Origin of the sequence: Hoeflea sp. EC-HK425 (genome assembly GCF_902498795.1) — a bacterium.
Classification (GTDB): Bacteria; Pseudomonadota; Alphaproteobacteria; order Rhizobiales; family Rhizobiaceae; genus Hoeflea; species Hoeflea alexandrii.
In genome coordinates this window covers 1,192,169-1,213,169 of sequence record NZ_LR701572.1, presented here as the reverse complement: position 1 = coordinate 1,213,169, position 21,001 = coordinate 1,192,169, and the positions used below count along the sequence as shown (strand labels likewise).

Below are 21,001 nucleotides of genomic sequence, written 5' to 3'. Positions count from 1 at the left end.
TTCAGACCTCGTCTCCAGCCGCAACAGGTGTGACCATGTTCTCCAAGTTTCGCATCATCCCGCTTTGTCTTGCGGCAATCATCCTCTCCCCCGCCTCGCCCTCTGTCGCACGCGACAAGGATACGGTCTTCTTCGAATCCGTGGCCGGCGAGTGGAAGGGCCCGGGCGAAATCGTCGCCGGAAAATACAAGGGGACGAAATTCGTCTGCAATCTGAGCGGCGACCCGGTTCAGGGCAGCGCCGCGGGCATTTCGCTTGACGGTCATTGCCGTGTCGGCGTCTTCAACCAGAAAATGTCGGCGCTGATTACCCGCAAGGGCAAGACCTATACCGGCCGCTTTCTTGACGGCTCCGCCGGCGACGGCCTCGACATCGTTTCGGGCAAGATCAGCCGCGACCGCGCCGTCATGGCGATCAACCGCAAGACGCTCGACGGCGCCATGATTGCCCGCCTCCACGACGAGGAAACCATGAACGTCACCATTTCCGTCAAGGTCGGACAGGAAATGGTCCCGGTGATCGGCATGACCCTCAAGCGCGGCGCCCGCAAGGTTGCCTCCGGCATCCTGCGCTGAAGCCAGCCTGCCGGCCTAAGCCTCGTCCCGCCACCAGTCGCCGGTGCGGGTCAGCGCCTCGATCCCTTCGGAATCCACCTCGCTCGACCAGTCGGCGATACTTTGCAGATTGACCACGGCCCGCGGCGCGATGTCGGCCAGCGGCACCATCACGAAGGCGCGCTCGGTCATCCGCGGATGCGGGACCGTCAGATCGGTATGGTCTGAGAGAAAATCGCCATGCAGCAGAACGTCGAGATCGATCGTCCGCGGCCCCCAGCGGTCGGTCCGCACACGGTCAAGCTGCAATTCGATATCAAGGCATACCCTGAGCAACTCGTGCGGATCGAGGGTCGTCTCCACCAGCGCGCAGGCGTTATGGAACCATTCCTGGTCGGTCTTGCCCCAGGGCGGTGTCCGGTAAAGCCGTGACACGGTGCGGATCGAAACGTCGTCGCGCGCATCAAGCAGCTTGAGCGCCCGCGCCATGGTCCGGCGCGGATTGCCGATATTGCCGCCGAGCCCGATCGCCGCAATGACCTTCTTCACCTCAGGCACGATGCTCGACCGTCACTTCGACATGGTCGAGGATACCCGGAACCGCAGCACTCGGCTTGCGCACCGTGATCCGGGCCAGACGGATCTGTGCAAACCGGGCGGTCAGCGCCGTGGCGATGTCCATCGCCAGCGCCTCGATCAGGTAGCGCCGCTTGCCGGTAACGATGTCCTCGATCACCTTGAACGCAATGCCGTAGTGCACCGTGCCCTCGATGTCGTCGGTTTGAAGCGCATCGCCCGGATCGACTTCCAGCTCGGCGTCGACGAAGAAGCGCTGGCCGAGGAACTCCTCCTCGTCATGCACGCCGTGGCGGGCGAAGAAAGCGCAATTGGCAAGGCGGATTGTGTAAGTGTCAGCCATGGCCGGGTTCCTTTTTGCGGCTGCTTTGAACCATCGCGTCGGCGACCGCAAGCCCGTCCCTGTTGAATGCCACATTGTGTACCCGAAACATCGCGGCACCGGCGAGCCTGAGCGCGACGCTGGTCGCAACGGTCCCGACATCGCGGTCCGCTGCCTCTCGCCCCGTCAGCCCGCCGATGAAGCGCTTGCGCGAGGTCCCCGCAAGCAGCGGCAGGCCGAGCGCATGCAGTTCCGCAAACCGCGCCATCAGTTCGAGATTGTCATCCGCGTCCTTGGCAAAGCCGAACCCCGGATCAAGCAGGATCCTGTCGTCTTCGATCCCCGCCTTCCGCGCAATCTCCAGCGACGTGGCGAACCAGAAGAACTGGTCTTCGACGAGATCGGGCAGACACTCACGTTCGCGGCCGGTATGCATGATCGCCACCGCGGCGCCGGCCTCGGCGGCAACCTGCGCCATCGCGGGCTCGCGCTGCAGCCCCCAGACATCGTTGATCATGTGCGCCCCGGCGGCAAGCGCCAGCCGCGCGGTCTCCGCCCGCCATGTGTCGACCGAGATCAGCACATCGTCATGCCCGGCCAGCGCCTCGATCACCGGCAGCACCCTGCGCTGCTCTTCCAGTGCGCTTACAGGATCTGCGCCCGGCCGGGTCGATTCGCCACCGATATCGACGATATCGGCCCCCTCCCCGACCATCGCCAGCGCCGCCTCGACGGCGACGCGCGGATCAGCGTGCAGCCCTCCATCGGAGAATGAATCCGGCGTCACGTTGACAATGCCCATCACCCGCGCCCGGGGACCAAGGCCGATCACCCGGTCGCGGCCAAGGCGCAGAATGTTCGGGTCAAACACGGAGTCTGGCGGCAGTTGCATGGGGAAGGATCCTGTCACCTGTGGCAAATTGGCTTGCGCTTCCTGTTGCATGAGCCCGCTCCATGACGCAAGTTCGGGCTTCGTGTTTGTTAACGGGAGTCTGCAATGCGCCGCCTGGGCACCACTGTCACCGCCCTGACATTGCTGTGCGCATCAGCCATCGCGGTGGCGTCTGCACCGCTGATCAAGAAGACCTATTCCTACTTCAACATCTCCGGGCTGACCGGGGCCGATCTCGAGCGCGAACTGTCCAAACACGGACCGATGCTGGCGGAAACCGGCATCCGCCATCCCGGGGCCACCAAGATCAAGCTCGGCGGATCGGTCGACTACAGGAATTCAGACGGCAGATGCCGCGTGCTCGACGCCAAGGTGACGCTCGAGACCCATCTCACCCTGCCGCGCTGGACCGACCGCAACCGCGCCAACCGAGAAACCGTGCTGGTCTGGGACACGCTGTCGTCCGACATCAAGCGCCACGAGGAGCGCCACGCCGAAATCGCCCGGCAGTATGCCCGCAAGCTCGAAAAGACGCTTGAAGCGCTGCATCCCGAGCGCAACTGCCAGCGGATGGAAGCCAAGGTCGACGCGACCAGCAAGCGGATCATCGAGGAACACGCCGCCGACCAGCAGAGGTTCGACCGGGTCGAGGCCGCAAGCTTTGAACGCCGCATGCTCAGAATGCTGCGTTTCAAGGCAGCCAAGCAGAACAACCGCAGCTGACCCCTGGCTCGCGGCAAGAAGCACCCGGTTTGCCGGCGGTCCGGCATCGACGCCTGAAGCGGACAGGAATCCCCCCGCTTCCATAAGGGAAGCTTTTCGGCATCAACAATCGGCAAAGTGAAACGACGCGCGCAAGAGCTGTCTGGCACAGCAAAGGCGCGTTTGCGGCAACTCTCGCTCAACTAAGCTTCGCCCAAGACCAAACAGTTCCACTATATGGACTAAGATTAACGCTGAACATCTCGCCAACTAAGGCGTACCCCAAGTTTCCACCGGGCATTACTTCCAATATTCGCACAAGCTTCATTGTATAAGAGTGTGCTTAAGGGGCAGTTTTCAGCATTTGATTCGGGTTCCCCGGCGCATGGATGTCACCTGACGGTCCTCCCTCGTCAGGTTTGATACCTGAGCGCCCATTGGCCCCGCTTTGCCGTAACGGGAAAGCGGGGCTCTTTTTGCGGTTTTTCCGGGAATGCTGCGCTGGGCCTGTGTCTTACTGGACGCCGAGCTTCTTCTGCAGGCTGGTCGACGATGTGGTGTACTGGAACACCATCTTCTCGCCCGGATGCGCCAGCCGCTTGACCGCCTGGGTCATCAGCGCGGCTTCGTGGAAGCCCGACAGGATCAGCTTGAGCTTGCCCGGATACCAGTTGATGTCGCCGATGGCGAACACGCCGGGAATGCTGGTCTCGAATTTCTCGGTGTCGACCTTGATCAGGTTTTCATGCTGGTTGAGGCCCCAGTCGGCAATCGGACCGAGCTTCATGGTCAACCCGAAGAACGGCAGCATCCGGTTGCAGGCAACCTCGACCTCTCCGTCGGGTCCCTTGATCGTGGCGCCCTCAAGCTGGCCGTTCTCGCCCTTCAGCCCGGTTACCTGGCCGACTTCGAACTTGATCTTGCCCTCTTCGCGCATCGCGAACATCTTGTTGACGCTGTCGGGAGCTGCGCGGAATTCGGGCCGGCGGTGCACCAGCGTCACCGATTTGGCCACCGGCTGCAGGTTCAGCGTCCAGTCGAGCGCCGAATCGCCGCCGCCGACGATCAGCAGATCCTTGTCGCGGAACTCTTCCATCCGGCGGACCGAATAGAACACGCTCTTGCCTTCATAGGCCTCGATGCCCGGCACCGGCGGCCGTTTCGGCTGGAACGATCCGCCGCCGGCCGCAATCACCACCGCATGCGCATGGAACAATTCACCCTCGTCGGTCTCGACTTCAAACCGGCCGTTTTCCAGCTTGCGGAAGCCGGTCACCATCCGGTTGAAGTGGAACTGCGGCGAAAACGGCGCAATCTGCTCCATCAGCTTCGAGGTCAGTTCCTGACCGGAAATCTCCGGCCATGCCGGAATGTCGTAGATCGGTTTTTCCGGGTAGAGCTCGGCGCACTGACCGCCCGGCCGGTCCAGAATGTCAATCAGATGGCACTTGAGGTCATAAAGGCCAAGTTCAAACACGGCAAACAGGCCAACCGGCCCGGCGCCAATAATCACGACATCGGTTTCAATCGGGGAAGTCATCGCAAAAATCCGGAAATCAGAGAAAAATCAGGCCTGCCGCTCGGGCACATGCACCACCAGACCGTCGAGTTCGTCACGCACCTTGATCTGGCACGAGAGCCGCGAGGTCGGACGCACATCGAAGGCGAAGTCCAGCATGTCTTCTTCCATCGCCTCGGGCGCGCCCACGGTCTCGGCCCAGGCGTCATCGACATAGACATGGCAGGTCGCGCAGGCGCACGCCCCGCCACACTCAGCTTCGATGCCTGGAACAGAGTTGCGGATCGCGTTCTCCATCACAGTCGAGCCGTTCTCGGCATCAACATCGAAACGCGTTCCGTCAAAAGCGACGAGGGTGATCTTGGTCATTGCGGCCTCTGGCATAGTCTCGGGAGTAGGAGGCTTTCATACACGCTGGACTGTATGAGGCAAGAATGAAAACCGCGCTGCGACAGTGATTCGCGGCATGGTATTCCAAAAAGCGGATTTCCCGGATGCAATCGGCCGGCGCCTCAGCGCATCAGTCCGACGATGAAGCTGTCAGCCTCGACCACCGCCTTGGTGAATGCGGCAATGGCGGCTGAGTTGCCGGGTTCGGCTTCGATGGTGGCGGAGCAGCGCGCCACTTCGAATGCGCCCACGCCCTTGGCTGCGCCTGCAATCTTGTGTGCCAGTTCGGAGCGCGCGGCTTCCTTCATGTCACCAATCTGGGTCACTGCCTGGCGGGCCTGGCGGGCAAACAGCGCCAGCACTTCGGTTTCCAGCGCCTTGTCGCCACCGGTCTGACGCGCCAGATGGACGAGATCAATCGGCCGGCCGCCCGAGGGGCGCGGCGGGTGGGCGATTTCCTGGACTTCAAACGCGATACCGAGTGCCGCCATGGCGGTTTTTCCTTTCCTTCGACAACAGTTAAGTGAGTTTGGCGTCAACAGTCTCTAGAACCGGTAAACACGGGAGCGCCCCGGCTCCAGAAACTTGCCGGGATGGTTAACGACGCGTAAATGTGGCGTTTCATTGACGTTTGTGGCTCTTTTTGAGACACGCAATCGTTAAAAACCAGTGGATGCAGGGGCCATCCCACCGGTTTCATTTGTGAATTCGAGCCGTGTATGCCACTTAATTGATAGTTTAAGAGGCCGGAAAGCTGTTTTTCGGATCTCGTCGCGTGCCCGGACGGAGCGTGTTGTACCGCACCGGGGCCGCGGACAATAACGGGGCATGCGCAAACCCCGTTTGGAGTAATGAGGCTTGAGTGGCATGAGTAAGACACCAGCGGACAAGAGCATAGAAGACCAGACGTTCGAAGCGCTTGAAGATGCGCTGAAAATCGATCTGAACGACGACGGCCTGGGTGTTCTCGACGACGTTTCCCTGGACGAACTGGAAGACAAGGTCTCCAGCGCGGCCCGCGAACTCAAGAGTGCTGGAGCCACGCAACGCCAGTCAGCGCAATCGGCGAAGACTGCGCCGGGCGAAAACACTGCGCCCAAGACTCCCACCCCGCCGTTCACGCCGGCAGGCCCGATGGCCCCGGCCAACGACGACAGCCGCAAGAACACCGCCGGTTTGCTGCGCGCGCTCGAAAGCCGTTCGAGCCGCGGCGCGATCCGCAACGCCGCCCTGCTCTCGCTGCTGTGGGCCGTGGGCGTGCTCGGACTGGCAAACCTGCTCTACGCCCCGGCGATCTGGCAGATCCGCTCCGTCTCCGGTCTGCTGGCAATGCCGGCGGCCATCGGCTTCCTGGTCGCAATCATCATTCCGATCCTCGTCTTCTTCGCGTTCTCGATCATGATGGCGCGCGCCCGCGAGATGCGCTCGGCCGCCCGCTCGATGGCCGAGGTCGCCCTGCGCCTCGCCGAGCCGGAAAACATTGCCGGCGACCGCATTCTCACCGTCGGCCAGGCCGTCCGCCGCGAAGTCTCCGCCATGAACGAGGGCATCGAGCGCACCATTGCCCGCGCATCGGAACTCGAGACCCTGGTCCATTCCGAGGTCAACGCGCTTGAACGCAGTTATTCCGACAACGAGATGCGCGTGCGCAGCCTGGTGCAGGAACTTGGCAGCGAGCGCGATGCGATCGTCAGCCACGCCGAGCGCATCCGCGCCTCCATCGCCGGCGCGCACGAGCAGCTCAAGGAAGAGCTGACCACCGCCAGCGAGGAAATCGCCACCCGGATCTCGACGTCCGGAGAGGCCTTCGCCCAGCTCATGGAAACCCGCGCCGCAGCCCTCCAGGAGCGGACCACCCAGACCAGCCGCGAGCTGGAGCAACTGCTCGACGGCCGCACGGAAGCGCTCGTCACCACGCTCAAGACCTCCGGCGGCGAACTCACCGACGAATTCGACACCCGTCTGGAAATGCTCAACGTCCAGCTCAATCATCGCGGCAAGGCGCTGCTGGCCGAGTTCGAGACCCGGGCATCGACGCTCGACGCCAACACCGAGAAGCTCAACGCGGCTCTCGGCGAGCGCGCCCGCCAGCTCAACGAAACCCTCATCGCCCGCACCCGCGAAATCTCCGACAGCCTGTTTTCTGGCCAGCAGGCGATTTCCGCCGGTCTCGAGGAAACGCTGGCAGCCCTCAATTCCTCGCTCGACGAGAAGGGCTCGACCTTCAGCCAGGCGCTCAAGTCGAGCGCCGACGACGCGATCATGGACCTCGATCTGCGCTCCGGCTTCTTCGAGGAAAAGCTCGAATCCACCATCGGCCGCATCACCACGGTGTTCGACGAGCGTGTCGGCGAGTTCACCTCCGCCTTCGACAGCCGCGCCGGCAATCTGGACACCAAGCTGTCCGAAAGCCTGTCGCAGATCAACGAGACCCTCAATGGCGGCACCAACGCCATGGACGGCATCCTCTCGGCCAGCCTCGAGCGCATCGGTGCCACCCTTGCGGACCGCAGCCAGGCGCTGGAAGCAACCCTCGGCACCGGGGCCGAACGGATCGAGAATTCGGCCTCGGCAGTCTCCGAGCGCATTGAAGCCTCCAGCACAAGCGCAGCCGAGCGCCTTGAAGCCAGTGCCGAAGGCCTGGCCCAGCGGATCGAAGCATCGACCGGCAGCGCCACCGAACGGCTTGAGACAACGGCCACGAGCGCCGCCGATCGGGTTGAAACCACAGCCGCAAACCTTGCGGAACGGGCCGAAACGGCATCGAAGAGCACTGCCGAACAACTCGAAGCCACGGCCACCAGCCTCGCCGAGCGCATGGACACGACTGTTCTCGATCGCACCATCGCCCTGGAAATGGCGCTGGCAAGCGGCGCCGAGCGTATCGAGGTCTCGACGAGCAGCGCGGCAGAACGGGTGGAAACCTCCACCAGCAGCGTTGCCGAGCGGGTGGAAACGTCGACCCGCAATGTCACCGAGCAGATCGACAGTACACTGGCAAGCCGCACCGTAGCTCTTGAAAGGGCTCTGGAAGCCGGCGCCGAGCGCATTGACAGCAGCTTGAGCGAGCGCTCCACCGCACTGTTCGGCTCGATCGCTGAACACGCCGATGCCCTGGATCTCCGGCTCGCCGAGCGCGCCAAGTCCTTCGGGACCGCCATCACCCAGTCGACAGAGGCAATGGACGGGCTGCTCAACGAGCGGACAAGCGCAGTGCAGGCAAGCCTGTCGGAAGCCTCGGAGCGTCTGGCGGCCACGCTCGATGTCGAAGGCCAGCGCTTCGCGGAACTCTCGAACGCGGCATCCGAACGGGTCGACGCCAGCTTCCTCAAGGGCACCGACCATATCAACGAACGCCTGACGACGATGAACAACATGCTCGGGATCGGCCTCGATTCCGTCTCCAAGACCATCGAAGGCAAGGCAACCGGCCTCGCGGCGAAACTGCGCGAAGCCGTGGCTCAGGCCGCCACCGAACTCGACGCCGAGGCCCTCAAGGCGGGCGACGCGCTGCAGTCGGTCGGCACCGGATTTGCTGGACGCATGGATGAACAGGCCCGCAACTTCGTCGAGCGGCTCGACAGCCACGTCGATGAGCGCACCGCCGATCTGGCGGCCCACGCCGAGAACATCGCCAACCGCATTTCCAACGGCGCAACCGAACTGCGCAGCGAAGCCAGCCGCATCAGCGAACTGGTCGAGCGCGTCGGCGAGACCGTCGGCAAGCAGGCAGACGCCATTTCCGGCACGCTGGACGCCACCGAGAGCCGCTTCACCGCCCAGGCCGAAGCCCTGGCTTCGCGGCTGGAAAAGGAAACTGGCGCCATCTCGAACCGGCTTGGACAGACCGCCAGCGAGCTGGTCTCGACCCTCGACGAGAAGACCAGCACGATCGATGCCCGCCTTGCCGAATCCGGCAAGAAACTGGTCGACCAGACCGGCTCGCTGGGCACGGCGCTCGACCAGAAGGCGGTCTCCATCATCCAGCGGCTGGTGGAAGCCGAGCAGGCAATGGACGTCCGCGCCACATCGGTCCACTCGACCCTCGACGAGCGCACCCGCGAGCTCAATTCGATGCTGGCAAGCCGCTCCGCCGAACTGTCCCGCGTCATCGACGAGCAGGCACGCCCGCTGGTCGACCGCTATGCCGCAAGCGGCGAGGAGTTCGCCAACCGCCTGACGGAAGTCACCCAGAACTCGACCGATCGCCTGCGTGCCGAAAACGCAGCCCTGATCAACGCCATCACCAATCGCACCAGCGAGACCCTGTCGGCCCTCGAAACCGTCAACCAGAGCCTGAGCAGCAGTGTCGGCTCGCTGCTTGACCGTCTGGGCAGCAGCAACGAGGAAATCTCGAGCGTCGTGGCCAAGGCCGCAAGCACGCTGGGCGAGGCCAACACGCAGTTGAGCCAGACCTCCGGCGAGATCTCCTCGTCGACAGAAAAGGCGGCCGAGCTCTTGTCCGGTTCGGCCCGCCTGCTCGACGGCAAGGTCGAACGGCTCACCGACATTTCCAGCCGCACCCTCAACCAGGTGGGCGCCATTGCCGGCCGGTTCGACGATCATTCCAAGGTGCTCGCTTCCGCCTCCGACCTTCTCGGAGCGGCGCAATCCAACCTCGCCACCACGCTCGAGGAACGCCGCGAGGCACTGCAGGCGCTGTCACTGGGACTGGTCAACCGTTCCGAACAGATCGAAGCCACGATGCACTCGCTCGAAGAGATCATCGAGAAGGCCTTCGACGGTGCCGAGGAACTTTCCAGGCGCTCCGCGATGCGGCTTGAAGGCGGCCTGCGCAATGCCGCTGAAAATGCCGGCAAACTGATGGGCGAGACCGAAGAACGGGCACATGTTGCTGCCGGACTGATGCGCGAAAGCATGCGCGAGGCCGTCGAGGACGCCGACAAGCTGCTCGGCAAGACCGAAAACCGCGCCCACTCGGCGGCTGGCACTGTCCGCCACACCGTTGGCGAGGCCGTCTCCGAGGCCGACAAGCTGCTCAGCCAGACCGAAAGCCGGGCGCAGGCCGCGGCCGGAACAATGCGCGAAAGCGTTCGCGAAGCCATCGAGGACGCGATCTCGCGCTTCTCGGGCGCCACCGAGGAGATCCGCCAGTCCGCTTCCAGCATCCGCAAGGAACTGGAAGACACCAGGGGCGAACTCAAGCGCGGCGCGTTTGACCTTCCCGAGGAAACCCGCGAAAGCGCCGCGGCAATGCGCCGTGCGGTCGCAGACCAGATCAAGGCGCTGCAGGAACTCTCGCAAATCGTCGGCCAGTCCAGCTACCGCGCCGAAGTCAGCGAACCCGCTCCACGCCCTGCCCCGCGCGCGGCAGCCCCGCAGCCTGCTCCCGCACCGGCGCCTCAACGCGCGCCGCGGCGTGATCCGGCGCCCGCGCCGCGCCCCGAGCCTCAGGCCCAGCGCGCTCCGTTGCGCGGCAGCCTCGAGCCCGCCGGTGCTGCGCCCGCCAAGAGCGAAGGCTGGGTCAGCGACTTGCTGCGCGGTGCCTCCCGCGAGGAGAACACCCCTGCACCGGCACCGGTGGCCAGCAAGACGCCAGAGCGCAATCCGCGCCATGTCGTCGAATCGCTCAACTCGCTCTCGGTCGACATCGCCCGCGCGATCGACCACGACGCCTCGGTTGACCTGTGGCGCCGCTACCAGCGCGGCGAGCGCGATGTCTTCACCCGAAGGCTCTACACGCTCAAGGGTCAGCAGACCTTCGAGGAGATCAAGAACAAGTATGGCCGCGAACCGGAATTCCGCGATGCCGTCGACCGCTACATCGCCGATTTCGAGAAGCTGCTGTCCGATGTTGCCCGCAACGACCGCGACAACATGATGACCCAGACCTATCTCACGTCCGATACCGGCAAGGTCTACACCATGCTGGCCCACGCCAGCGGCCGTTTCGGACGGGACTGACACCCGGATAAGTCAGACGATCTCAGCGACCGGACAGACACCAAGAACCCCGCCACCGAGCGGGGTTTTTTCTGTTGAGGGCCGCAACGAGATTGCCATTCGCCAAGTGGTTTGCGCGCGGATTTGTCACCTCAGAAGCACGGATCACACTCGATGTGGTGTCTGTACCCAGGATGTTCGAGGAGTGTCAGAGCGCCATAGGCGAAACCCAGCCAGAGTATGGGAAGGAACAAGACCAACACGATCGATACTGCGGCCAACTGCCCCTGGATACCTAGCCTCGTCGAACCGCATTTGAGAACCGCGAAAAGAACCCCCGCCGCAATCGCAATTGTCAGGACGGGCACCCAAAGCACATGGGCATAGATTTCCAGAACCAGATGGAATGGTGTGTCAGTGTGAACCTGCATCGTGGGGGGCTTCCGTCTGCAATCTGTTCAAAACGGGATCATCCCGAAAAAACCTTCGCAGGCATGAATGATCCTGGCGAGAGCAGCGGTTGCCGGAGCCCCGTGCTGCCAATCCGGAACGGCGACGGGCAGTGTCATTTTGTCTCGCCCCTATCCCCCCAAATGCGGCGTTTTGCCTTCGTGCAGGCCTTCATCCGCCGTGCAAGAAACCTACATCCCGGTTACACCTATTGCGCTGGGCGCTTCACGGTACGGAAAGCAAGGAACACAATCATGGCTCTGGCAATACTGGCTTACGCGGCAATCATCGGTCTTCTCGGCTGGGCGGCCTGGAACAGCGGCGTGACCGAGAAGGCGATGTTCGTCGTCAATGTTGTTTTCCTGTGGATAAGCGCCATCTGGTTTTTCGGCTATCCGGCACTGATCGGCCCGGCCGTACTCGCAGCGATCGCCTATCTGGCGCTGCTGGTGGTGATGACCTCGTCAGATCTGCGGGTTCCGGTCACCGTACCGGCGCGTCAGCGGCCGGACTACCCGCACGACGAAAGCTGATTGCGCGACGATCTTCGAGGATGGAACAGCGGTCGGTGGTGATCGCAGCACCCGGCAATACCGGTCAGATCCGCGACAGGGTCCAACTGACGATATCCTGGACCACTGTCTCGAAGGCCCGGTCGAGCGACTGCACGTAAGCCGCGTTGCCGCTTCCGGTGACCGGCGTGCTGGCGCTGAAGATCCGCGTCGCCACCACCACGCCGTTGCGGTCATTGAGCACCTTGACCGACAATTCGACCACGGCGCGTTCACCCCGGTCAGCCTTGATCTCGAAGGCGCGGATGGCGGTGATGATCTTGAAGTCGATCGCCAGCCCGTCTCCGGGCCGGCCGACACCGCCGACCTGGCCCGAATTCTCGAACGCCTGAACCAGCTTGTCCTGCACGATGCTGGGCAAGCGGTCCGACCATTGCGAATTGGCGAGATACTGAATTGCCGACGGTGTCGGGCGGATGACGATCTGCTCGCTGTCGAGCGCCTTGAGCGCGGTCGGTTCGCCGATCAGGATCTGTCTGTTCCTGGCGCGCTGACCGGTAACCGCCGGTGCCGCAGACAACCCGTAGGTGTCGGGCGGAGGACTGGACACAAGCCCGCCGCCGGCGCAACCCGACAGACCCGCGGCCAATGCCAGCGCAACTATCCATCGACCCGCTCTCACGCTTACGCCACTCCCCTGGGCCGCGACCCGGCCCATAAGCATTTCGTTAACCATTGTCTTGCGACGTGAAACCCGAAGAGTCAACGCCGGTTCCGCCCGTCATACTGCTTGACCGTGTCGCCGCCAAAGATCAACCGCTGCGGGTCCTGCTCGATGGTCGAGATCGAACGCTCTATCCGCTGGATCGAGCGGCGCGCATCATTGACCAGCGCCTCGACATTGCGCAGCCCCGAGCCGGAGAACCGCTGCAGGTTGTCAGCGATCGGGCCGACCCGGGCATTGAGCGAATCCGCCACGTCACGGAAGGATTTCAGCGTCGCTTCGGCATCCGCGATCAGCGACGAGGCGTCCCCCTCGCCAAGGAAATTGTCGAGCTTGGCAAGCACCCCGTCAACCCGCGTCGACGCCGCGTTGAGCCTGCCGGTGAGCTGCTTCACATCGGTGATGATGAGGTCGTAATCTTCCTTGCGGGCACTGAAGGTTTCCACCACGCCACGCGCATCGGCGAGCGCCTTGCGCGCATCCGCGCTGGCGAGCGCGATGTCGTCCATCGACTGGCCGACCTTGGCCGGATCGATGCTGGCGATGATCGTGTCGACCTTGTCGAGGGATTCACCTGCGTCCGCAGCCAGTCGCTCAAGCGACCCTGCGGCCTGGCTGAAGCTCTCGAGCGTCCTGGTGATCTCTCCCGATGCGCTGGCGACATCCGAGGTCACCTTGTCGACATTTGCGAGGATCCTGTCGATCTTCTGAGGATCGATCGAGGTGATGAGGTTCTCTGCCGAGGCCAGCGTGCTGTCGATCCGGCCCGAAACGGACTTCACCGTCTGCGACAGATCGGCAACGCTTTGCAGGAAATCGTCAATGCCATCGGCATTGTCACGCAGGGCAGCGGTGAAGACCTCGGTGTTCTTGAGTGTCTCGGTCAGCGGCGACCGGGCATCCTTGACGAACCCTTCGACCTCGCCGATCACCCGGTTTGCGCGGTTGAGAATGTCGTCGGCGGTAGCCAGCAGGTTGGTGACACCCGACGGATCGGCGTCGATGACAGCGACCTGTCCCAGCTCCCGCGCCCGCGTCAGGATATTCGGATTGCCGGGCGAACCGCCCTGCAGTTCGATATAGGCCGATCCCGTCAGGCCCTGGATTTCGAGCGCCGCGCGGGTGTCGGTGTAGACCGGCGCGTCGGCCCGGATCGTGGTTTCCGCAATGACGAAATCGGGGCTGTCCGGATCGATGCTGATGTTTCGGATCACGCCGTAGGGAATGCCGTTGAAGCGGACCGGCGAGCCGTTCGACAGACCGTTGGCGGAACCGGGAATGCGCACGATCATCGGCGCCGTCTCGCCGGTATTGCCGAATTTCGCCATCCAGTAGACGAAGCCGAACGCCGAGAGCATCACCACCAGGGTGAAGAAGCCGACAATTGCGTAATTGGCCCGCGTTTCCATCAGTTTGCTTCGCTTTCCTGGCCGCTTTCAAGCGTGGCGCCGGTTTCCTGGGGTGGACTGGAGCGTTCCTGCGATGTCCGGTCAGGGATCATCCGCGCCCGCTTGCCCTTGAAGTAGGACTGGATCCACGGGTCGTCAAATGAAAGCATGTCCTTGATCGTTCCTTCCGCGATCACCCGCTTCTGTCCCAGCACCGCGATGCGGTCACAGACCGAGAACAGGCTGTCGAGATCATGGGTCACCATGTAGACCGTCAACCCCAGCGTGTCACGCAACTGCGCGATCAGCTCATCAAACTCCGCCGCGCCGATCGGATCAAGCCCGGATGTCGGTTCATCCAGAAAAACCAGATCCGGATCAAGCGCAAGCGCCCGCGCGAGGGCGGCGCGCTTGATCATGCCGCCGGAAAGCTCGGAGGGGTACTTGTCTGCCGCATCCGGCGCGAGCCCCACCATCGCCACCTTGAGTTCGGCCAGTTCATCCATCAGCGACTGCGGCAGGTCCAGATACTCGCGCATCGGCACCTGGATGTTCTCACGCACGGTCAGCGCCGAAAACAGCGCCCCGTGCTGGAACAGCACACCGAGACGCATGTCGAGCTCGATCTTCTTGGCCTCGTCGACCTTGTCGTAATCCTCGCCGAGAATCCGGATCACACCGCTTTGGCGCGGGATCAGACGCAAAATCGAGCGCATCAAGACCGACTTGCCGGTTCCCGAGCCGCCGACGAAGCCCAGGATCTCGCCGCGATAGACATCGAGATCGAGCTTGTCGAGCACCACGTTGCTGCCGAAGGCCACGGTGACATCATGCGCCGACAGGATGACTTCGCGTTTGCCAGGTTCTTTCTCGCTGCTTTGGATCATCCGGTCGGCCTCAGAAATCAATGGCGGCGTAGAACATGGCAAACAGGCCATCGACCAGGATGACCACGAAGATCGACTTGACCACTGAAGCGGTTACTCGCCGGCCCAGCGATTCGGCGCTGCCGCCGACCTTCATGCCCTCGACCGAGGCAACGATGCCGATGATCAGCGCCATGAACGGCGCCTTGATCATGCCCGATGTGACGGTCGACATGTCAATCGCCTCGCGCAACCGGGTGACGAACACGTCCGGCGTGATACCCGAATAGCTCCACGACACCGCAGCCGCGCCTGCAAGGGCGGCGAAATTCGCCACGATCGTCAGCAGCGGAAGCGCCACGGTAAGCGCCACCAGGCGCGGGAACACCAGCACGCCGACGGGGTTGAGCCCCATCACCTTGAGCGCGTCGACCTCCTCGCGCATCTTCATCGAGCCGATCTCGGCGGTAATCGCGCTGCCGGAGCGACCGGCGATCATGATCGCGGTCAGAAGCACGCCGATTTCCCGCAGTTGCAGGATGCCGACCAGGTCGACAACGAAGACTTCCGCGCCAAAATAGCGAAGCTGGAACGCGCCCTGCTGGGCAATGATCGCCCCGATGAGGAAGCTCATCAGCATGATGATCGGCACCGCCCGAACACCCATATGATCGATCTGGGTGACAATCGCCGCGGGCGAGATGCCTGCCGAGCGGTTGAGCTTGAGTTGCGCACCGCGGACGGCCGAGCCGAGAATGTAGAGCGAGGCGATGAAATCGTCGTAGAGCTCGTACATCGCCTTGCCGACCGGCGAGAACATGCGCTCAAACCTCGGCGGCAGATCCTTGGGCCCTGCCTGAGGCTCATCGACCAGATCGGGAATGGCCTCGATCAGTTCGGACACCTGTTCCGACGCGCCTGTCAGGCGCACATCGGCCCCGCGCGAGCGTGCCGCCAGCATGGTCTTTCGCACCAGCCAGGCGCCGGCAGTGTCGAAATTTCCCAGTTCGCTCAGATCGATTTCCAGCGGCTTGCCCGACAGGTTGCCCTGGATTTCCAGCATCTTGCCGCACACACCGGAGATCGCCGCATGCCGCCAGTCGCCGGCAAGCATAAGCCGCTCCACGCCGTCCGAGACATCATGCTCGATCCGCGGGGGCTGGCTTTTCAGGCCGACCTTCGGGGCTTCGGCTCTTGTATCTTCTTGCTGTTTGGTCAACATGAACCACACATAGCGGCTCGTTCCGGACCTGTCACCGCACAGGCTCCGGAATAGCGTCCGTCCCGCCTGTTCATCGACCCTTTTTTCAGGACCCGTTGCAATGCCCCGACACCTCAGCGCCCGGATCGACAGTTTTCCGCTCAAGCGAGCCTTCAACATATCGCGCGGCGCCAAGACCGCTGCCGATGTCGTGACCTGCACGCTGACCGAAAACGGCGTCAGCGGCCACGGCGAGTGTGTGCCCTACAAGCGCTACGGCGAAACAGTCGAAGGTGTGCTCAAGGCGATCGAGGCGCTGGCCGGAGCGGTCTCGGCGGGCATGACCCGGCAGGAGCTGCAGACCGCGATCAAGCCCGGAGCTGCCCGCAACGCCGTCGATTGCGCCATGTGGGATCTCGAGGCCAAGCTCACCGGAAAGCGGGTCTCTGCCAGCGCCTGCCGGATCCTGCCGCGCCCGGTTCCCACCGCCGTCACGATCTCGCTCGGCGATCCCGCCGACATGGCCGACGAGGCCCGCGCCCACTCTTCGCAGAAGCTGCTCAAGGTCAAGGTCGGCACTTCCGATGACCGCGCCCGCATGCATGCGGTGGCCAGTGCTGCGCGCGACGCGGAGATCATTCTCGACGCCAATGAAGGCTGGGATGAAAGCAACATCCGCGAACACCTTCTGCTTGCCGCCGAACTCCATATCGGGCTGATCGAGCAGCCCTTGCCGGCGGGCAAGGACGAGCTTCTGGCCCATATCCCCCACCCGGTCCCCATCTGCGCCGATGAAAGCGTCCACACCATCGACGACCTGCAGGCGCTTTCGGACCGTTATGACGCGATCAACATCAAGCTCGACAAAACCGGCGGCCTGACCGAGGCGCTGGCCATGCGCGACCGCGCCCGCGAGCTTGGTTTTGGCGTGATGATCGGTTGCATGGTCGGCACCTCGCTTGCCATGGCGCCGGCGGTGCTGCTTGCCCAGGATGCGGACTGGGTCGACCTCGACGGCCCCCTGCTGATGGCCAGGGACCGCTCCCCGGGCCTGGTCTATTCCGGTTCGCTGGTCTCTCCGCCCTCGCCGGACCTCTGGGGCTAGCCGCGCGCCGTCGTGACGGTCCCGATAGACCATCAAACAGGTTCCATTTGGCCGCGATCGGTTCTAGAACGGAATGAACCGTTCAAACGGTTTATCGAGGGGGAAACCGATGAATTCTGACAAGCTCGCCGCAATTTGCGCTGGAATCAGCTTAATTGCCGGTCCCTGCCCCTCAAGGCGTCTGTTCCCGATCCCGGCACAGTGACCGCCTGATCCCTGTTCCACGACCAAATACAAAGAAGAGCCGCAGATGACCTCCACAGACAACAAGCGCGCCGCCGATCCCAAACCTTCAAGCGGTGAGCTCGACGAAAACGCGCTGTTCTACCATCGCTATCCGCGGCCGGGAAAACTCGAGATCCAAGCCACCAAGCCGCTTGGCAACCAGCGCGACCTGGCGCTGGCCTATTCTCCGGGTGTCGCTGCACCCTGCCTCGCCATTCGCGACAATCCGGACGCCGCTGCCGCCTATACCGCGCGCTCCAATCTGGTCGCCGTGGTCTCCAACGGCACCGCTGTCCTTGGTCTCGGCAACATCGGGCCACTTGCTTCCAAGCCGGTGATGGAAGGCAAGGCGGTGCTGTTCAAGAAATTTGCCGGCATCGACGTCTTCGACATCGAGATCGATGCCCCCGATGTCGACCGCATGGTCAGCGTGATCTCCGCACTCGAGCCGACATTCGGCGGCATCAATCTCGAGGACATCAAGTCGCCAGAATGCTTCGAGGTCGAGCAGCAGCTGCGCGAGATCATGGATATCCCGGTTTTCCATGACGACCAGCACGGCACCGCCATCATCGTTGCCGCCTGCATTCTCAACGGCCTGGAGCTTGCAGGAAAGAACATCGAGGATGCCAAGATCGTCACCTCCGGCGCGGGTGCAGCGGCACTGGCCTGCCTCAACCTGCTTGTGGCGCTCGGCGCCAAGCGTGAGAACATCTGGGTGCACGACATCGACGGCCTTGTCTACGAAGGTCGCGAAGTGGCGATGGACCAGTGGAAATCGGTCTATGCGCAAAAATCCGACAACCGGGTGCTGACCGAGTCGATCGGCGGCGCCGACGTGTTTCTGGGACTTTCCGCCGCTGGCGTGCTCAAGCCCGAAATGCTGGCCACGATGGCCGAACGGCCGCTGATCATGGCGCTCGCCAATCCTTCACCCGAGATCATGCCGGACGAGGCCCGCGCCGCCCGCCCCGACGCGATGATCTGCACCGGCCGGTCGGATTTCCCCAACCAGGTCAACAATGTCCTGTGCTTCCCCTACATCTTCCGCGGCGCGCTTGATTGCGGCGCGCGCACCATCAATGAAGAGATGAAGATGGCTGCCGTCCGCGCCATCGCGGCGCTTGCGCGGGAAGAACCCTCCGACATCGCAGCCCGGGCCTATTCGGGAGAAACTCCGGTGTTCGGCCCCGAATATCTCATTCCCTCGCCCTTCGACCAGCGGCTGATCCTCAGGATCGCCCCGGCCGTGGCCGAGGCGGCGGCCAAATCCGGCGTCGCCCGGCGGCCGATCGCCGACATGGATGCCTATGTCGACCAGCTCAACCGCTTCGTCTTCCGCTCCGGCCTGATCATGAAGCCGCTGTTCACCGCCGCCAAGTCCGCCACCAAAAAGCGCGTGATCTTCGCCGAGGGCGAGGACGAGCGGGTTCTGCGCGCAGCCCAGGTGCTGCTCGAGGAAGAGATCGCCGAGCCGATCCTGATCGGCCGCCCCGGCATCATCGAAAGCCGCCTGCAAAGATTTGGTCTCAGGATCAGGCCCGGTGCAGATTTCACCGTCATCAATCCCGAGGATGATCCACGCTTCCGCGACTATGTGGACGAATATTTCTCGATTGTCGGACGCAGGGGCGTGATTCCGGAAGCCGCCCGCACGATCGTGCGCACCAATGCCACCGTGATCGGCTCGCTGGCGGTCCGGCGCGGTGAAGCCGATGCGCTGATCTGCGGGCTCGAAGGCCGCTACACCAAGCACCTGCGCGATGTTTCGCAGATCATCGGCAAGCGCGAGGGTGTGATTGACTTCTCCGCGCTCAGCCTGCTGATCTCCCAGCGCGGCGCCACCTTCTTTACCGACACCTATGTGTCGTTCGATCCGAGCGCCGAGGAGATAGCAGAAACCACGATCATGGCCGCCCAGGAGATCCGCCGCTTCGGAATTGCGCCGAAGGCTGCACTGGTCTCGCATTCGAATTTCGGCTCGCGCGATTCAGGCAGCGCCGACAAGATGCGACGCGCGCTTTCGATCATCCGTTCGCTGGCCCCGGAGCTGGAGGTCGACGGCGAGATGCACGGCGATTCAGCCATATCCGAGGTGCTGCGCCGCCGGGTGATGCCCGACAGCACGCTCACCGGCGAGGCCAACCTGCTGGTCTTCCCCAATCTCGATGCCGCGAACATCGCGCTCGGCGTGGTCAAGACCATGACCGAGGCGCTGCATGTCGGCCCGATCCTGCTCGGCCCGGCCCTGCCCGCGCACATCCTGTCTCCATCAGTCACATCGCGCGGCGTCGTCAACATGGCCACACTCGCTGTGGTCGAGGCGTCCTCGGCCGACTGAACCATCAAGACGCGGCTACCGGCTCTGCAATCCCGGTTAAGGTAAACAACCGGATGTGATTGGAGCAGTCGCCCTCTGGCGCTAGTATAAAACTGTTAGGGTATCTGAGGTATGCCTTGGGTGACTGACGGTGTTTTATATGTGTTGGAGTTGATCATGCGTCGCGTCTGGTTTCGCAGTTCCCTGGCCATGCTGGTGCTTGCCCTTGCCGGCACCGGAGCGGCGGAAGCTTCTGCGGTGTGCTCACGGCTCAAGACACAGCTCGAAAACGTCTCCTCGGGCCCGGGATTCTCCGAAAAGTACCAGCGCTATGCCCAGGCCGCCGAGCAGCAGTCGCGCCAGATCGACCAGGTTGAAGCTGACCTCGTCCGGTTTCGCTGCTCCTCGGGCAGTTTCATCGTGATGGGCGGACAGAACGCCAAGGCCTGCGCCAAGCTCGGCGCCGCCCACGCCAAGATGCGCGCCAATCTCGGCTCGCTCGAGCGCAAGCGCGACTCCTATGCGACCCGTGACGACCGGACCGCCAAGCGGCGGATCCTTGCCGCGCTCAATGCCAATGATTGCGACGGCAACCGCGCCGCTATCCGCGCTGCAGAACTCAAGGGCAAGATGGCCGCACTGAAGGCCAAGTCCCGCCGCAGCCCCGGCCTGGTTGCCGTGCTTGGCAATGGTGACGGAGCGGGCAGCGACACATCGCGCGCCCGCGCCGCGGCCGGCCGCATCGTTGTCGAACCCAGGTCGAGCCGCGGCGGCAATTACCGCACCCTGTGTGTGCGCAGTTGCGACGGCTTCTTCTTTCCGGTCTCCTCGGCAGCCGCCCCGTCCGATTTCGCCCGTGACGAGCGCACCTGCCAGATGATGTGCCCCGGCACCAAGACCGCGCTCTATTTCCACGACGCACAGGGCCAGGAGAGCGAGGACATGATTTCCGCCCGCACCCGCGAACCCTATACGGAAATGGAAAACGCCTTTGCCTATCGCAATGCGAGCGCACCGATGAGCAAGGCTTGCGGCTGCAACATGCGCGCCTTTTACAACGAGATGCAGCGCCGCGAGGCGATCCTTAACGGCACCGCCGACAACGAAGGGTCGGTGACCACCTGGGTGCGTCCGTTCAAACGGCCCGATCCCGGCGAGGATCCCGAATCTCTTCTCAACGCCGAGATGCGGCTGACTTCGGAAGATGTCGCAGCCGTGCTTGCAGCCTCGACCGCAGAGCGGCCGCTGACCCCGGACCGTCAGGACGTGCGCGTTGTCGGTCCGGTGTTCCTGCCCGACCAGTCCGAACAGCTGGATCTGAAGGCACGCCCGCCCTCGCTGATCCGCTAAT

General features: G+C 63.3%; 17 protein-coding genes. 7 read left to right on the top strand and 10 right to left on the bottom strand.

The genetic code is table 11. From position 1 onward, the window contains the following. Window positions 1–35 precede the first annotated feature (35 nt). Window positions 36–575, top strand: a complete 540-nt coding sequence (locus SPHINGO391_RS08495; RefSeq protein ID WP_152008426.1) for a hypothetical protein — start codon at window positions 36–38, stop codon at window positions 573–575. Window positions 576–590: 15 nt separating this feature from the next. Here the strand turns inward: SPHINGO391_RS08495 and folK are convergent, their stop codons facing one another. Genes folK through folP form a run of 3 tightly spaced genes read right to left on the bottom strand, consistent with a single transcriptional unit; the run spans window position 591 to window position 2,344 of the window. Further along, window positions 591–1,112 (bottom strand): 2-amino-4-hydroxy-6-hydroxymethyldihydropteridine diphosphokinase, encoded by a 522-nt coding sequence (gene folK / locus SPHINGO391_RS08490; RefSeq protein WP_152008425.1) that lies wholly within the window; start codon window positions 1,110–1,112, stop codon window positions 591–593. Beyond that, window positions 1,105–1,473 (bottom strand): dihydroneopterin aldolase, encoded by a 369-nt coding sequence (folB, locus tag SPHINGO391_RS08485; RefSeq protein ID WP_152008424.1) that lies wholly within the window; start codon window positions 1,471–1,473, stop codon window positions 1,105–1,107. The genes folK and folB overlap by 8 nt, the downstream gene beginning before the upstream one ends. Beyond that, on the bottom strand, window positions 1,466–2,344 hold the full coding sequence (gene folP, locus SPHINGO391_RS08480; RefSeq protein WP_152008423.1) for a dihydropteroate synthase: 879 nt from the start codon (window positions 2,342–2,344) through the stop codon (window positions 1,466–1,468). The genes folB and folP overlap by 8 nt, the downstream gene beginning before the upstream one ends. 105 nt (window positions 2,345–2,449) lie before the next feature. On the opposite strand from folP, the gene SPHINGO391_RS08475 reads away from it, so the two are divergent. Continuing rightward, on the top strand, window positions 2,450–3,067 hold the full coding sequence (locus SPHINGO391_RS08475) for a DUF922 domain-containing protein (protein WP_152008422.1): 618 nt from the start codon (window positions 2,450–2,452) through the stop codon (window positions 3,065–3,067). A gap of 493 nt (window positions 3,068–3,560) precedes the next feature. Here SPHINGO391_RS08475 and SPHINGO391_RS08470 read toward each other — a convergent pair whose 3' ends face one another. From SPHINGO391_RS08470 to SPHINGO391_RS08460, 3 genes are all read right to left on the bottom strand, one after another. After that, window positions 3,561–4,586 carry an NAD(P)/FAD-dependent oxidoreductase gene (locus SPHINGO391_RS08470; protein ID WP_152008421.1) on the bottom strand — a complete coding sequence of 342 codons (1,026 nt, stop codon included), beginning with the start codon at window positions 4,584–4,586 and terminating at the stop codon, window positions 3,561–3,563. Between the two features lie 27 nt (window positions 4,587–4,613). Beyond that, entirely contained in the window at window positions 4,614–4,934 is a 321-nt protein-coding gene (locus tag SPHINGO391_RS08465; protein WP_152008420.1) for a 2Fe-2S iron-sulfur cluster-binding protein, read from the bottom strand. A 143-nt stretch (window positions 4,935–5,077) separates the two neighbouring features. Then, window positions 5,078–5,446: an Hpt domain-containing protein gene (locus SPHINGO391_RS08460; protein ID WP_152008419.1), complete on the bottom strand. Its 369-nt coding sequence runs from the start codon at window positions 5,444–5,446 to the stop codon at window positions 5,078–5,080. Window positions 5,447–5,822: 376 nt separating this feature from the next. Here SPHINGO391_RS08460 and SPHINGO391_RS08455 point away from each other — a divergent pair, with 376 nt between their 5' ends. Further along, the gene (locus tag SPHINGO391_RS08455) at window positions 5,823–10,880 is read left to right on the top strand and encodes a hypothetical protein (protein WP_152008418.1); all 5,058 of its coding nucleotides are present in this window, start codon (window positions 5,823–5,825) and stop codon (window positions 10,878–10,880) included. A 683-nt stretch (window positions 10,881–11,563) separates the two neighbouring features. After that, window positions 11,564–11,842 (top strand): hypothetical protein, encoded by a 279-nt coding sequence (locus SPHINGO391_RS08450; RefSeq protein WP_152008417.1) that lies wholly within the window; start codon window positions 11,564–11,566, stop codon window positions 11,840–11,842. A 64-nt stretch (window positions 11,843–11,906) separates the two neighbouring features. On the opposite strand, the gene SPHINGO391_RS08445 is transcribed toward SPHINGO391_RS08450, so the two are convergent. The 4 genes from SPHINGO391_RS08445 to SPHINGO391_RS08430 all read right to left on the bottom strand — a co-directional run bounded on the left by SPHINGO391_RS08445 (window position 11,907) and on the right by SPHINGO391_RS08430 (window position 15,913). Beyond that, window positions 11,907–12,503 carry an ABC-type transport auxiliary lipoprotein family protein gene (locus tag SPHINGO391_RS08445; protein ID WP_244615147.1) on the bottom strand — a complete coding sequence of 199 codons (597 nt, stop codon included), beginning with the start codon at window positions 12,501–12,503 and terminating at the stop codon, window positions 11,907–11,909. Between the two features lie 80 nt (window positions 12,504–12,583). Further along, entirely contained in the window at window positions 12,584–13,954 is a 1,371-nt protein-coding gene (locus tag SPHINGO391_RS08440) for an MlaD family protein (protein ID WP_152008416.1), read from the bottom strand. After that, window positions 13,954–14,820, bottom strand: a complete 867-nt coding sequence (locus tag SPHINGO391_RS08435) for an ABC transporter ATP-binding protein (RefSeq protein ID WP_152008415.1) — start codon at window positions 14,818–14,820, stop codon at window positions 13,954–13,956. Before SPHINGO391_RS08435 ends, SPHINGO391_RS08440 begins: the two co-directional genes overlap by 1 nt. A 10-nt stretch (window positions 14,821–14,830) precedes the next feature. After that, the gene (locus tag SPHINGO391_RS08430; protein ID WP_244615381.1) at window positions 14,831–15,913 is read right to left on the bottom strand and encodes an MlaE family lipid ABC transporter permease subunit; all 1,083 of its coding nucleotides are present in this window, start codon (window positions 15,911–15,913) and stop codon (window positions 14,831–14,833) included. 208 nt (window positions 15,914–16,121) lie between these two features. Between SPHINGO391_RS08430 and dgcA the strand changes: the two genes are divergently transcribed. The 3 genes from dgcA to SPHINGO391_RS08415 all read left to right on the top strand — a co-directional run bounded on the left by dgcA (window position 16,122) and on the right by SPHINGO391_RS08415 (window position 21,000). After that, window positions 16,122–17,105: an N-acetyl-D-Glu racemase DgcA gene (gene dgcA / locus SPHINGO391_RS08425; RefSeq protein ID WP_152008413.1), complete on the top strand. Its 984-nt coding sequence runs from the start codon at window positions 16,122–16,124 to the stop codon at window positions 17,103–17,105. Between the two features lie 250 nt (window positions 17,106–17,355). Further along, window positions 17,356–19,671: an NADP-dependent malic enzyme gene (locus SPHINGO391_RS08420; RefSeq protein WP_152008412.1), complete on the top strand. Its 2,316-nt coding sequence runs from the start codon at window positions 17,356–17,358 to the stop codon at window positions 19,669–19,671. A 156-nt stretch (window positions 19,672–19,827) separates the two neighbouring features. Continuing rightward, complete coding sequence (locus SPHINGO391_RS08415; protein ID WP_193217234.1) at window positions 19,828–21,000, top strand: DUF2865 domain-containing protein; 1,173 nt, start codon at window positions 19,828–19,830, stop codon at window positions 20,998–21,000. Window position 21,001 lies beyond the last annotated feature (1 nt).